Genomic DNA, 13729 nt, shown 5'->3' with positions numbered 1-13729 from the left:
GCCGCCTGCGGGATTGCAGGTTTGTGGCCTTCACCAGGTCAATCGCAGCTGAGTTCAGGACCGGAAAGGTGCGTCCATCTTTTTTATTTGGATCGCGCCGGATGGCAGATCACCGCAGACAAAGAAGCTGGGGCACCGCGGACAGGCCCGCGCCTCGGCCTTGAGAGGAAACTTGCCGGCACGTACCCCCTGAACGATCTCCTGAAGCTTCTGGCGTCGGGTCTCAAGCTTCCGGGGCGTGATCGACATCGGTTCGATGGTCTCGCTGGTCAAGTAGGTCACCTCGACCTGGGCTTGACTGCCATAGGTCTGCACGGCGGCGAGATGCAGAATGGTGTATTCGATGTCGTCAAAGGCATTGGAACGGGGCTTGCCCGTCTTCACGCGCCGAACCACGATTTGCCCACCCGCTCCTTGGGCTACCCCGTCCGACTTGACCAAAATATCGCCCCCTGCCCACCCCAAAGAAACTGGCGCGGCCGCGACACGCGTGCCGCTGCTGCGGCTTTCAATGAGGAAATCGACAAGACGCTTGCCGATGCGACGGTAGTCGTCCGCGTAGCCATGCTCAGTGGCACCCTTGGCGCGCCAGGCTTCATCAAAGCGTTCGGCCAGTTCGGCGACTGTAGGGCTGGTCGTTTCATGCTCGCTCTTGAGCCACTCAAAAACATCACTGACCACGTTGTGCATCTTCATGAAGGCAGTTTCAGTCCGGCGGCCCCCGAGCCTGAGCACGTGCGTGTACAGGAACCGGCGCGGGCATCGCTCGAAGAGATTGACTTGGCTGTCGGTCCATGCCGGCTTTTCCTCCCAGGTGATCCGCACATCCGGCAGCACGCGCGGTTGCCCGGCGCATTGCGGTGGGTGGCTGGGGCGCACGAGGAGGTGATTGATCGGCGGGATGAATCTCGACGCGTTGCGTGCCCTGCCATCTGCTTGCTGGGACGAGGCATAGAGAAACAGCCGGTTCCGGGCACGGGACAGCGCCACGAAGAACAGGCATTCCTCTTCCTCGTCATGACCCGCCTTGACCGCTTCAAGCCCGGTCAACCCTTCGGAGCCGTGAATGAGACCGTCCGGCGGCACGCAACGTGGCGGAACGTTGTTGCGCGGCAATCCGGAAGCCACCATGCCGGGAATATGAACGATGTCGAACTCCAGCCCTTTGCTCGCGTGGATAGTCATCAGGCGCACAGCGTCTATTCCCTCGGCACTGCCCGGCAACTGGCGCAGCCCCCGGTCCTCGGACAACAACACCAGGCGGCGAATGCGGTCGAGCAAGCGCACACTGGGGATGCCCGCGCCGCCCGGCTGCCGGTGGCAGAAGTTCAGGAACTGCCATATGGCCAAGCCCTTCATCCGGCTCTGGGGGCTTTGCGTGACATGGAGTGCCCTGGCGAGCCCGAGCCCGTCGATCACCCAAGTCGTGAGAACCGTCCACGGGTTGCTGAAGGGCGTCAGCCCGGAGAACAGTGCTGCCAGGCGCATCAGCGCCGTGCTGCTCTCCGCCGCGAGATCGGGCAGCTGCGCGCCAGCGGCGCCCCATGCAAGTGTCGCTGCCTGGCTTTCTCTGAGGTGCCCAATGATCCGCATGACATCTTGCAGAGGCATTTCGTAGCCGCCCATCGTGGCCGCCCGCACCAACCCTGCCGCATAGGGATCCGTCGCCATGGAGAGCAAGGCGAGAAGATCCTTGACCTCAGGCCGCTCGAAGAGGCTACCCAGATGCAGTACAGGAATGCCTCTGGCTTCAAGACCTTCGGCAATCTCGCTCAAGCGCGCGTTGGATGCACAGAGCAGCGCCTGCTTGTGGTAAGGGATGCCTGCCTCGCGCTGCGCCTTGATGGACGCCGCCACTGCGGAAATTTCGTCCTCCACCGAGCCGACGACACGAAACTCCGGCGACATGTCCAACGCGCCACGATCAGCCGTCAGCTGCAACGGCAGTGCGCCCGTGGATGCCTTCATCGATCGCGAGAATTCTGTGAAAACGTTGATGATCTCCTGCGCGGAGCGATAGTTGCCCCCGAGCTGCTGAACTTGTGCCCCCGGAAAATCTGTCGCGAACCGCGCCATGTTGGTCGCCGATGCACCACGGAATCGGTAGATCGACTGGCGGGCATCCCCGACGACCCACAGATTGCGGCCATCGTCCACGATCGCTTTCAGGAGCCGCACCGAGGCGCGGTTGACGTCCTGGTACTCGTCCACGAGCACATGCTGGTGCCGCGCCTTCAACGCAGCCCTCACCTCCGGGTCGTCCTCCACCAACCGCACCGGATGCGCAACCAAATCACCAAAATCGATCAGCCGCCCCGAGGTCATCAAGCGTTCATAGGTTTCGAACAGTATGGCGACTTCGAGGCACTTTTCTGCTCGCGTGGTTGCTTCCGGATCGGCGCCCGCCCTGCTGGCCATAGCCTCCGCCAGCGCGCGATAGCCGGCAGCATCAATGACTTCATCCTTCGCACGCGAGATCGCGCTGAGCATGTCACTGAGATCGAGCGCCGGGTCCCACAGGTTGCGGTAGTTCCGCAGCGGCAGCCTGGGCAACTCGTCTTCCAACAACTCGATGGCCTCTGATCGATCCAAAAGACGGGGATCAGGTGGAAGGCTCAGCCGATCGTGAAAGCGGCGAACAATGTCCAATCCGAAGGCATGGAACGTCCCGATCCACATGGCGGCTGCTGAAGTGGGGTCGTTTGCAGCCAGACGCTCGCTTAGTTCATTTGCCGCCTTGTTGGAGAACGTAAGCACGAGAATCGACGTGGGGTCAACGCCATCTGCAAGGAGGCTTTCGATACGGCGCACGAGCGTGCGTGTCTTTCCCGTCCCGGGCCCTGCCTGCAGCTGGAATGCACTGCCGCGATGTGCGGCGGCGGCCGCCTGAGTGGGATCTGGCGTCAGCGTCCTGGCCGAGCCTTCGCTTGCGCCGGTCGTTTGGTCTTCCGCTGGCAGCAGCAACGCATCCAAGAGCTGCTGCTGCACCACCTGGAGCGGTGCGCCGAATCGCCTGGCGATCTCGGCCGACGACAGCGCGTCGGAAACGTGCAGTTGCCGCATCACGAACCGGGGAAGTAGCAGCTCGCGCGCAAAGAGGTCCATGCGGACTTCGCGTCGTTCACGTGAGCCATAGTCAAGCACCCTCTCGATGCCCACCGGCGTGTCTTCGACTGAACGATCGGGCTCGACTTGCTCGGTCACCGCATCGAGTGTGCCGCCCTCCAGCACCACATGCCCCAATTCATGAGCAATGAGGAAGGCGCGGTCGAACTCGGACCCGCTGTTCTCGTACAGGATGATTCCAGCCTGGCTGTCGAATGCAGCGCGCCCGCCCTTCAGTTGCGAATCGCCCGGCTGAAGCGCATACACGTCCAGGTCACGTCGAGCGGCTTCGCGCCGAACAAAATCGAGCAACTGTCCGGGGTCATCCCCTGCCGCAACCGCCGCCCGATGAATGCGTTCTGCTTCTCGGCGGGCGGCCTCGGTGGCGTCCATGCTCAGTCCAACATTGCCTTGAGGGTTGCCTGCTGCGCCGGCGTCAGTTGGGACGTCTCAATCGCCTGCAGAAAAGTGATCTGCTCGGCGACCTCCGGCTTCACGCTGGATCGAAAGCTGTGCCCCGAAACCATGGCCGGTGGACTGCGCAGATACGCAGCGACAGCATCTGCCGTAGCGCCCAACTCGGCCGCGAGCCCCTGGACAAACTGCGCTGGAATCGATGCAGCACTAACGGCACGATCCCGCAGACGTATGAGGAACAAGTTGCTCACGTCGAGCTTCTTCGCGACGGACTTGAAGGCGCTGGGATTCAGCTTGGAAAACGGATTGACCAGCGGGGCATCCGCTGGCTCTGCAACAGCCGCTTGAAAGCGCCGCCAGGCATTGTCGACGGCGCCTTCCGAAGTGGCCGCGGCCTGCGTACCGCCGACTGCGTCCATCATCAGCTCGATGGAACAATCCACCAGCGCACTCGCATGCTCAGGATACTCCTTCAGGTACTGTTCCAGTGTTTCGCGGCCATGGCTCGGCTCGACGGAAAACGCCAGCAGCACCTCTTCCTCATCAAGTCTTGAACGGTCTTTGGTACTCATAGCGCGTCTTCCGGAAGGACGGCCCTGAGCGCCTTGCAGGCGCGGTCACGGCGGTTTCGAACCGTTCTTTCGTCGCACTGCAGAATGCGGGCAATAGTCATGATGTTGGGGTCCTTTGAGTCGATTTGGAAACCTTGCAGCAAGAGGCCCATGACCTGTCTCTGGTCGTTGGGTAGGGCGTCAATCGCGGCAGTCAGCTCCAACCGGAAAGCAGGGTCATCAAGTTTTGATGGGTCGCCCCCCAGAAAGTCGGCGGCAGCGGCCTCCACCTCGGCGGAAACCTCCAGGGCATCCTCTCGATCCGTCCCCAGGGGTACCGTGTCTACGGATGCGGGTCCGATCTGGCGCAAGACCGAGGTTCGGATGGCCGCAAGCGCCTTGTCGAACCGGATTTCAAAGAAGTCCATCAGACCGCCACCGCCACGGCAGTCCTTGGCGATTCGCTCGGCGAAGCGCCCTGTGATCTCTTCCCTGATTCCACGCGCCCCCGCCATGCGTGAGTCAGAAACCGCCGAGGACAGCGATTGCTCAACCCGGTCCATGAGAATTCGAAAAATCTTCTCGAAGTCGCCCTTGGCTCCCTCGGCCCACGCGCGCCGCAGAAAATGGACTAGCACCTCCGAGGGCACGTGGCCGACGCTCTTCCTGGACATCACGGAGAACTGCCGCAGGCGCTCAGCGACCTCGATGCCCTCCAGTTTCACGAGCCAAGCCTCGATCTCGGGCGGTCGCACATAGGGCACGCCATTCCTGTCCTTGCGCTTCAGCGGTTCCGGCATTCGTCGCCTCCCTCAGAGGTAGTGCAGGCTTCACCAAATAATCTGGCCATATCCCCTCCCGCTACCTGATGCGGATCGGCAGCGACACCTGCGGCTGAATCGGTACCAGCGTTTTCGCGTACGCGCGCAGGATGTCGTTGTACAGGTCGGCATGCTTCGGCGCCTCGACCGTAATGATCAGCGCATAGCGAATCTTCTCGGCCCCCGTTGCGCGGCCGCCGGCTTCGCGCGCGTTGTAGTGAATGTCGAAGACCGGGTTGTCGAGACTGCTTCCCCGCATGCCCTTGCCGCCGTGCAGCACGGTTTCCCATTTGCCCAGATCGGACCGACGCTCCTCTTCGGTCGCGTACTTCTTCATGTCGAAAAAGCCCTTGGTTTCGGCATTGGCCTTGCCGTCCTTGATCTTCTTGTCGCTGGGCCTGAACACGACCTCCAGCCCGGCGCGCGTATAGGCCGCTGCGTCCTGTGGGTCTGTGGGCGACGCGTAGCAGAACGTCGCCTTCAGGCGGATATTGCCCTTGAGTCCATCGGGCGGAATCGGCAGCGTTGCGCGGAGATACTTTCCAGGCTTCAGCTCGCCCTGATACACCACGCGCGCCGTGCCTGCGGGGCATGTAATCACCTCCATCAGGTCTTCCGGCACCTTTCCCCAGCCCACATCGAGTTTGTCGTGCGTCGAGGCATCAGCGGCATGAACCAGCAGCGCCTTGATCGCCAGCGGCGTCAAGTCCGCTCCAAGGATGGCTCGGACGCCGACCGCGCTGCGAAGCAAGTACGGCGAGGCGTAGCTGGTGCCGAGCTGCGGTGCCAGCGCAGCCTTCTTGCCTGGCGACAGGACGTGGAAGTATTTGGCCGCATCGCCGCCGAATGCCATCAGGTCGGGCTTAACTACACCTGGACTGCGACCTGGGCCGACAGCGCTGTATGGCGCCCTCGCCCAAGTGGGTTCGGTATCGTTGGCTGCGCCGACGGCGAGCGCGTTGACACAGTCCGAGGGAACCTGCACGCGCGCGTTTCCGACGGCGCGGTCCATCTCTCCATTGTTTCCGATGGCGACGGTCATCAAGGTGTCGCCGTCGCTCAGCAAGTCGTCGATGACGGAGGTCCACGCATGGACGTCCGTGTCTTCAATCGGAAGGTCTGGCCCGAGGCTGAGATTGACGAACTGGTATTGGCGCGACAGCAGTACTTCTTCGACAAACCCCAGCGTACGATACAACTCCAAGGGGTCTTCCGTCTCTGCATCCTTGTCGAGCACGCGCAGGTGATCGACGTACGCGAACGGCCGCGACGCCATGCCATTCGGTTGGATGGGTCCAAAGAGGAACGCCGAGGTGACACCTAGGCCATGCTCGACTCCTTGGGGATCGTCTGCGGCGTCTTCGTCCAGCACCCGGTACGAGCGCAACCAGGGGCCAATGGCATGCTGCTTCGGCAGGCCGCCGTCCAGGATGGCGACCTTGGGCTCCGAGGATAGTGGCTGCTCGGTCGGAAGGCTGCAACCGACCAAGACGCCACCCGACCGGTGCACCGGGCGCATGCCGCGAAGCTTCGGCATCGGACGGATCACCCGCACGAAAACAAATTCAGCCAGCTTGTCGATGCTGTCATGGCTGCCCTCGACGGGCACAAACCAGAGGTTGCCTGCCGTGAAACCCAACTCTGTGTGGACTTTTGCCTCGACGCCCGTTGCGTACTTGGCGAATGCGCGCTGCACGAACAGACGATCCTCGTCGGGCAGCAAGTGAATGCCGACCTCGAAGAAGCGGTCCTTTTTGCGGCCCAGGGATACGATCCGTTCCTCGGGCGCGAATGCCACAAATCGTTCAATGTGGGCCAAGTCCAAGGCTTCATCCGCCTCGGCTTCAATCTCCCGCGTCCAGGCCTTGAGTTGGCGGAACGCCTGGCGCTTGCCCGCGACGAACAGTTCCGTGGTCGTGCATTCCCGCGGATCGCCCTTCTTGGTCCAGCCGTCAGGTGTCAATTTCACGGTCCGGCTGCCCACCGACTCTAAGCCGACCGTGCGCAGCATGGCGATAGGGAAAAACGACCGTGCGATATAGCTGGGGTTCATCGTCAGCCGCGCGATGCCGAAATCGCCTGGACATGCCGCTGACGGCAGGGCATCGAGGGTCGAGGCCGCCTCGGCAAACTGAGGACCCAGCCGCTGCGCAGCTTCTTGAAGGCTGTAGACCTCCGCCTTGCCGGGTTTGCGCTTGGGCCCCTTGATCTCATGCGTCAGGAGTTCGCCGCGTCCAATCAGGAAGTTCGTTTGGCTCATGCGTCATGCTTCCTTCGGGGGGTCTTCCTCGGCTCAGGCGATTGCTCGGCGCTGTACTTCCGGATGGTGTCGCGGCTCACGCCCGTGATCTCCGAAATGGAGTGCTGCGACAGGCGGGTTTGCTTGGCCAGCAGCACTGCCATATCGATGCGGCCCTGGTGATCCAGCGCAAGAACGCGCGACTTGATGAATTCCTCAATCAAATCGGAATCCGAGGCCGTACCCAGCGCCACGGCACGCCTGAATCGCTGAATATCTCGCTCGATGTCGCTGAACGACTCCCCATTGAAGGCAAACGCCAGGATGTCGATCCACCGGCCAAACAACGCGTAGTCCGGCCCGAGGAATCGCTTGATCGCCGCTTTGACCGCGGGCAGCTCCGGCAACTTGAATTCGATAACCAAGTCGAACCGCCGCCACAACGCCGGGTCAATCAGTTCAGGATGGTTGGTCGCTGCCAGGAGCAACCCTGTCGCCGGCCACTCGTCCACCTCCTGCAGGATCACGGTGACCAGGCGCTTCAGTTCCCCGACATCGGTGTCGTCGCTACGCCGCTTGGCGATCGCATCGATTTCGTCGAGCAGCAGGACACAGGGACTGCGTTTGGCGAAGTCAAGTGCGGCGCGCAGGTTATTGCCGCTGCGTCCGAGCAAACTGCTCATGACAGCGGTGAGGTCCAGGACGTAGAGCGCCACCCCAAGTTGCGCTGCAAGCCAGCGCGCTGTCAAGGTCTTGCCCACCCCCGGCTTGCCGACGAAGATGGCTGAGCGTGTCGGAGTCAGCCCCATGGACGCAAGGCGCTCGATTTGACGGCGTTCCTGAATCAATTGGTTCAAGCTCTCTTCGAGCTCGACAGACAACAACGGCTGCTCCCGATCCGGTGAATCCTGGAAGACCTTCAACAATGACAGGCGGGATTCATCATCCATCGGCAACGCCTCTTCGGAGGTCATGCGTTGCGTGGTGGTCTTGCGCAGTGGCGCACTCGACCGAGGGGCTTTGGAGCGCAGGTAGAGATCCATCTGCTCAGCCAGCTCAGGCGCCGCAGCGCGGTACTTGCGGACAAGCCGTGCAACGAACAGACGCACATCATCCGTCTGCTCGCCAAGGGCCAGCCGAATGACCTGGGCTAAATCTGACTGTAGATCGTTCATTTCGTCCAAAACATTCATAACCTATTGAATTTAAACGTATTTCTATTTTTGTCAATTGGACGACTGTATTGTCGCATGTTTTTATGTCTTCTGTGAAGACCGTCCCGGCGTGCCGCCGTCGGGCTCGCGGGCGTTGCCCCGCGCCTTGCCGTCGCGGCCATTCGGCTTTGATCCCTGACGCCTCCGCCGGCTGCGCCGGCTCCGCGCTGTCGCTTGCCGTAGGCAGTGGAGGGCAGGGGGGCTGTCTCGCTGTTCCCTTCACCGTATCACGCCGTTCTCGTGGTCAAGGTCTGCGCGCCTGCGCTTCGCTGGTGCGCTTGCGTCCTGGCGGCCGTCTACGAACCCTGACAACTGCGCTGCGCCGTGTTGGTGCCGGTCTCGGGCAATCCCGCCCGGATCACGGAGCCGACCATGTCGCACGATTTCTCTTCTTTCAAACCTTCCGTTCTCTTCGTCAAGGACGTTGCGGGCACCTACCGTCCGGCGCAGGCCGACGAGGTTCTTCAGGCTGCTCAGCGTTTGCTTTTGAGCCGGGTGCGCAACACGGAGATCTTTTCCTCACCGCAGGCGGTGCGGGATTTTTTGCGGGTGCGCCTGGCAGGCCTGGAGCACGAGATGTTTGCCGTCGTGCACCTGGATTCGCAGAACCGCGTGATCGAGTACGTCGAGATGTTCCGGGGCACGGTGGGTCAGACCTCGGTCTATCCGCGCGAAGTGGTCAAGGAGACATTGGCTCGCAACAGCGCCGCCGTGGTGCTGGTGCACAACCACCCGAGCGGCACGGCCCAGCCGTCACGCGCCGATGAAGCCCTGACGCAGACACTCAAGGCGGCTCTGGCGCTGGTGGACGTGCGGGTGCTGGATCACCTGATCGTGGCGGGTCCGGACATTCTCAGCATGGCCGAGAAAGGGCTGATGTGATCCCGGGGGCGCAGCCCCTTTTTGCTCGCCGACGTTCGACGTTGGACATAGGGCCCCACTCCAGGGGTCGGCTTCTAGCCCACCCCGCCGCGCAGGCTTGGCGCCCCGGGATACCGCCGAACAGGCTGCGCCTGATCGGCCAGCGCAGGTTGCCGATGCGCGCTGCGCACTTGCTCACCTCTAGCCAGGCGTGCCCGCGGCACGCGGGGGCGCTCGCCGCGCGGCCGTGGGTTCGTCGCTCCCCTGGCCGTTGGCCGGGTATCCGTCTTTCCCCTCCTTCATCGCTGATCCCGCGACCGTAGCCGCCGGTGCCTGGCCGTCAAGGCGCGCAGGGCCGTGTCCTCGCCCCAGGCTGCGGGCCGCCCCAACCCCCTGCGCTTCTTTCCTTGACGGCCAGTCCCCGCCGGCCCGGTTTTTCGCGGGCGATGAACTCAGGAAAGACGGCGGCAACGGCGACCAGCCCAGGTCACTGCGCCGAACCCACCGAAGCCAACACCGGGCTCCGAATCTTGGAATCCGGCTGGTTTTGGAAACCACAGGAGAGCCGCGCATGCAGACACCGACACCTTGAACCCTCTTCCCTTTTTCTTCCTTTTCACTTTCAACGTCCCGGTACGGGACAGGAGTTTTTAACTATGAACACCGCCACCCTTCACGAAACCACCGCCATCGCTTTGGCGGTGGCAGCAGTCGCTGCCGCGCAAGAACTGCTGCTCATTCCGCTGTCCAAGCTGCGACCGTCCAGCCGCAATGTGCGCAAGAACGGCGGCACATCGATTCCCGAACTCGCTGCCAGCATCGCCCGCGTGGGTTTGCTGCAAAACCTCAACGTCGTGCTGGGTGCCGATGGCGAGCACTACGAGGTCGTGGCCGGTCGCCGACGCCTCGCCGCGCTCAAGCTGCTGGTCAAGCGCCGCAAGCTCGCCAAGGACTTCGAGGTGCCTTGCCTGCTGGTGGCGGATGCAGCGGCGCGCACCGTCAGCCTGACCGAGAATGTGCAGCGCGAAGCAATGCATCCGGCAGACCAGTTCGAGGCTTTCGCCGATCTGGTAGCCGAGGGACGACCCATCGAGGACATTGCCGCCGACTTCGGCGTGACGCCATTGGTTGTGCAACGGCGCTTGAAGCTCGCCAACGTCTCGCCACGCCTGCTGGCTGACTACCGGGCCGACGCCGTGACGCTGGAGCAATTGATGGCGCTTGCCATCACCGACGATCATGCGGCGCAGGAAGCAGCTTTCTACGAGTCGCCGCAGTGGCAGCGCAGCCCGGAGGCGCTGCGCGACCACCTGACGCATGAAGAGATCGACGCGGGCCGCGATGCGCTGGCGAAGTTCGTGGGCGTTCAGGTCTACGAGCAGGCTGGCGGCGCTGTGCGGCGCGACCTGTTCGCGGACGGGCAGAACGGCATCTTCCTCACCGATTCGGCGCTGCTGGAGTCGCTGGCGAAAGACAGGCTCGTGCCGATGGCCGAGCAGGTGCAGGCCGAGGGCTGGGGCTGGGTGGACGTGGCTCCGCGCGCCACCTACGCGGACCTTCACCAGTTCCAGCGCATGCGCAGCAAGCGGCGCGAGCCGAGCAAGGCCGAGGCCAAGCGAATCGCCAAGCTCGAAGCGCAGCAGAGCAAGCTGCAAGACCGCCTCGACGACGAGAACGAGGACATGACTGACGAACAGGCGCAGACTATGCAGGACGAGATGGACGGCCTGGGTAACGAACTCGAAGCCCTCGAACGCACGCTGGTGGTCTTTCCGCCGCGTGCGATGGCAACGGCGGGGGCCGTGGTGTCGCTCGACCACATGGGCGGTGTGATCGTCCATCGCGGGTTGCTGCGTGAGGAACAGGCCAAGGCGTTGCGGGAGAATGAACGCGACGGGCACGGTGCAGATGACGATACGGAGCGCAACAGTGAAGCCGCAGCGGAAGGCAAGCTGACCATTTCGGAGAAGCTGGTCAAGCGCCTGAGTGCTCATCGCACCGCAGCCCTGCAGGCCGAAGTGGCCCGGCATCCGCACGTCGCGCTGGTAGCCGTGGTACACGGGCTTGCGCTGCGCGTCATCCATGACACGCACTACGGCTCGCCCATCAACATCACTGCCAATCCGCAGGACCGGCTGGAGCTGTTCGCGCCGGACGTGGCCGAGGCACCGGCTGCTGTGGGCATGCGGCAGGTACGGGAGGCTTGGGCTGCACGCCTGCCCCAAGACTCGGACGAGCTGTTCGCCGAATTGCTGGCGATGCCGCAGCAAGAGCTGTTGTCGCTGCTGGCGGTGTGCGTGGGCTTCACGGTGACAGCCATTGCTTCGCGTGAGGACGAAGCTCCGGCTGCTGCGCTTGCACGAGCCGTGGGGCTGGACATGCATGCGTGGTGGACCCCGACCGCGGCGGGCTACTTCGATCACGTTTCCAAGGCCAAGGCACTGGAAGGGGTGCGAGACTTCGCGCCCGGTGAAGTAGACCGGCTTGGCAAACTCAAGAAGGCGCAGATCGCCAGCGAGGCCGAGCGGCTGGCGGCGGGTTCGGGCTGGCTGCCCGCGATGTTCCGCGCTCAGGAGGTAACGACGGTTGACGTTGAAAGCGCTGAACCATGTGTTGAGGGGCAGGCTGACGACGAAACGCAGGAGGACGCGCACGTAACGGCGTGATCCTCATGACTCCCCGGCCGCGAGGCCGGGGATCAAGAAATCAGCGCGACGCGCGCGGCAGGTCTGCCGCGCGCGTTTTGACTTCCGGAACACGCAAGCCCTCTGCTCAGGAATGCCGCGCTACGTTAGCGCTCGCTGCGGCGGGTTGGGAATGCCCGCTGGTCGCGGGAGCATCGAACAGCACCGGTCGCCTGCAATCCAGCGCGCTGATCGAGCCTTCGACCACCACCCGGATACCCCATGAATCACCAAGGCGTCAGCGAGATATTCTTTGAAGAATCCTACACCGTGCCGGCCGATCAGACAGCGAAGTCGCTTTTCTCGCGGCTTCCTCACGGAAGCGGGTATGCGGAGCGGTTGATCGAATGTCTGGCAACCGGATACCTGGTCGCGGTGGTCGAATCCCTTTGCATTCGTGAGATGCAACAGCACGTCGATGCCGCCGCTGAAGTGGTGGTCGGCCGTTCGATCCGTGTCGACCATCGAGGGCCGATCCCGCCAGGGTCGCCCCTGCGGCTGCGCGGATGGCTCGAACGGATGGGAGATCGAAGCGCGACATTCCGCGTTCAGGCCCACGATGCGCACGAAGTCGTCTGCGAAGCCACTGTCACGCTGGTGGCTGTGCAGCGGGCTCAGATGGAGTCGCGCATCGCGACGAAGGTTTTGGCACTCCAATGCCTTGGAAACTAGAAACGAGGCGCTCCGGCGTTTGCGGAGCGCGGGGCACCACTCAGCTTGCTGCGTTCGAATGTCATGCGCGCCGTCGCGAGTGAATCTGGCGGGCAGTCGGCCGTCACAACGGCGATTCACCGAGAGAGAGTTCCCTTGCCGATTTCTTTCCACGCCGCAATGGCCGATTCGTTGGCCAGCGCCTGCGCGGAGGGATCGTTCTTCCTTGTTTCGTTGCTCGGCCGACATGGACCGGGCTGCGTCGGGCCCTGCCGGAACGCTGTTGCCGCAGTGACGGTGCTTGGGCCATCCGTCCTATTGCTACAGGATCACACCCACAGCGGCCTTGTATTTGTCGTGAATCCTGGCGAGGGCACGGCGGCGCCACGCACCGCCTCGGGCTTCTTCGCCGCAACCGTACAGCCCGACAAATTTCCCCGACCTGCGGTCTTCCTCGCGAGGCAAATTTCTCGGGCCTCCCGGTCCTTCGCGGTGCTTCGGCCTTCGGTGCGGCGCGCCCGGACCCTCACCCATCGGATCACGCCAAGGCCGCGATGGGCGCGACCTGGTTAACTTCAAAAGGACTTCATCATGGCCAACATCGGCACCTTCACCGCACAGAACGACAGCTACACCGGCACGGTTCGCACCCTGACGCTCAACGTCAAGGTCAAGATCGTGCCCAACAACAAAGAGAGCGAGAACGCCCCGGACTACCGCATCGTCGCAGGCAACTTCGAGATCGGCGCGGCGTGGAAGAAAGTGAGCAAATCGGATCGCCCCTACCTGTCAGCGACCCTGGATGACCCGTCGTTCCCGGCGACCATTTATGCCCGCCTGGTCGAAGGCGAGGACGGCGCGCACAACCTCATCTGGTCGCGCAGCAAGGGCGACTGAGCGTCGCCCTCGGCGCCCCGCCCGCGGCGGGGCGCTTTTCCATTGTTCTCCCGCTACTTCAACGGCTCGGGCGAGCAGTCAGCTATCGGGGGCTGATCTCGCTCATCGGCTTTACGCATGCCGGCGATTCAGTAAACCCGTGTCTGCGTTTGCTCGCCAATCCGCTTATGCGACCTTGCGGTTCTACGCTTCAACGGCAATCCGTGAAGGCGGCTATGCGCTTCTGAGAGTTTGTTGAATGCCGCATCGCTGGCTCTACGAGTCTCCGCATATTTGGCATCGACCCTGA

The 13729-nt window shown here is 63.0% G+C and carries 9 protein-coding genes; 4 read left to right on the top strand and 5 right to left on the bottom strand.

The features are described from left to right. Positions 1-54: 54 nt before the first annotated feature. From B0B52_RS20185 to B0B52_RS20165, 5 genes are all read right to left on the bottom strand, one after another. Positions 55-3498, bottom strand: a complete 3444-nt coding sequence (locus B0B52_RS20185) for a UvrD-helicase domain-containing protein (RefSeq protein ID WP_077595461.1) — start codon at positions 3496-3498, stop codon at positions 55-57. A 2-nt stretch (positions 3499-3500) separates the two neighbouring features. After that, positions 3501-4094, bottom strand: a complete 594-nt coding sequence (locus tag B0B52_RS20180) for a hypothetical protein (RefSeq protein ID WP_077595460.1) — start codon at positions 4092-4094, stop codon at positions 3501-3503. Beyond that, positions 4091-4873, bottom strand: coding sequence for a sigma-70 region 4 domain-containing protein (locus tag B0B52_RS20175; RefSeq protein ID WP_077595459.1), 783 nt, complete (start codon positions 4871-4873; stop codon positions 4091-4093). The genes B0B52_RS20180 and B0B52_RS20175 overlap by 4 nt, the downstream gene beginning before the upstream one ends. A gap of 61 nt (positions 4874-4934) precedes the next feature. Then, positions 4935-7154 carry a S8 family peptidase gene (locus tag B0B52_RS20170; protein ID WP_077595458.1) on the bottom strand — a complete coding sequence of 740 codons (2220 nt, stop codon included), beginning with the start codon at positions 7152-7154 and terminating at the stop codon, positions 4935-4937. Then, on the bottom strand, positions 7151-8326 hold the full coding sequence (locus B0B52_RS20165; RefSeq protein WP_077595457.1) for an AAA family ATPase: 1176 nt from the start codon (positions 8324-8326) through the stop codon (positions 7151-7153). The genes B0B52_RS20170 and B0B52_RS20165 overlap by 4 nt, the downstream gene beginning before the upstream one ends. A gap of 393 nt (positions 8327-8719) precedes the next feature. Here B0B52_RS20165 and radC point away from each other — a divergent pair, with 393 nt between their 5' ends. From radC to B0B52_RS20145, 4 genes are all read left to right on the top strand, one after another. Next, a complete protein-coding gene (gene radC, locus B0B52_RS20160) occupies positions 8720-9229 on the top strand; it encodes a DNA repair protein RadC (protein WP_077595456.1) in 510 nt (169 codons plus the stop codon). A 635-nt stretch (positions 9230-9864) separates the two neighbouring features. After that, positions 9865-11874, top strand: a complete 2010-nt coding sequence (locus B0B52_RS20155; RefSeq protein ID WP_077595455.1) for a ParB/RepB/Spo0J family partition protein — start codon at positions 9865-9867, stop codon at positions 11872-11874. Positions 11875-12114: 240 nt separating this feature from the next. Beyond that, complete coding sequence (locus B0B52_RS20150; RefSeq protein ID WP_077595454.1) at positions 12115-12564, top strand: thioesterase family protein; 450 nt, start codon at positions 12115-12117, stop codon at positions 12562-12564. A 570-nt stretch (positions 12565-13134) separates the two neighbouring features. Next, positions 13135-13440, top strand: coding sequence for a DUF736 domain-containing protein (locus tag B0B52_RS20145; RefSeq protein WP_077595453.1), 306 nt, complete (start codon positions 13135-13137; stop codon positions 13438-13440). Positions 13441-13729: the final 289 nt, after the last annotated feature.

Source organism: Polaromonas sp. A23, from assembly GCF_002001015.1.
Classification (GTDB): domain Bacteria; phylum Pseudomonadota; class Gammaproteobacteria; order Burkholderiales; family Burkholderiaceae_C; genus Polaromonas.
This window is presented reverse-complemented; position numbering and strand designations above follow the sequence as displayed.

What these genes read in the sequence shown, in the direction of transcription:
- B0B52_RS20150 (WP_077595454.1), top strand. Translation starts at nt 12,115, where the DNA reads ATGAATCACCAAGGCGTCAGCGAGATATTCTTTGAAGAATCCTACACC.
- B0B52_RS20180 (WP_077595460.1), bottom strand. Translation starts at nt 4,094, where the DNA reads ATGAGTACCAAAGACCGTTCAAGACTTGATGAGGAAGAGGTGCTGCTG.
- radC (WP_077595456.1), top strand. Translation starts at nt 8,720, where the DNA reads ATGTCGCACGATTTCTCTTCTTTCAAACCTTCCGTTCTCTTCGTCAAG.
- B0B52_RS20165 (WP_077595457.1), bottom strand. Translation starts at nt 8,326, where the DNA reads ATGAATGTTTTGGACGAAATGAACGATCTACAGTCAGATTTAGCCCAG.
- B0B52_RS20155 (WP_077595455.1), top strand. Translation starts at nt 9,865, where the DNA reads ATGAACACCGCCACCCTTCACGAAACCACCGCCATCGCTTTGGCGGTG.
- B0B52_RS20175 (WP_077595459.1), bottom strand. Translation starts at nt 4,873, where the DNA reads ATGCCGGAACCGCTGAAGCGCAAGGACAGGAATGGCGTGCCCTATGTG.
- B0B52_RS20185 (WP_077595461.1), bottom strand. Translation starts at nt 3,498, where the DNA reads ATGGACGCCACCGAGGCCGCCCGCCGAGAAGCAGAACGCATTCATCGG.
- B0B52_RS20145 (WP_077595453.1), top strand. Translation starts at nt 13,135, where the DNA reads ATGGCCAACATCGGCACCTTCACCGCACAGAACGACAGCTACACCGGC.
- B0B52_RS20170 (WP_077595458.1), bottom strand. Translation starts at nt 7,154, where the DNA reads ATGAGCCAAACGAACTTCCTGATTGGACGCGGCGAACTCCTGACGCAT.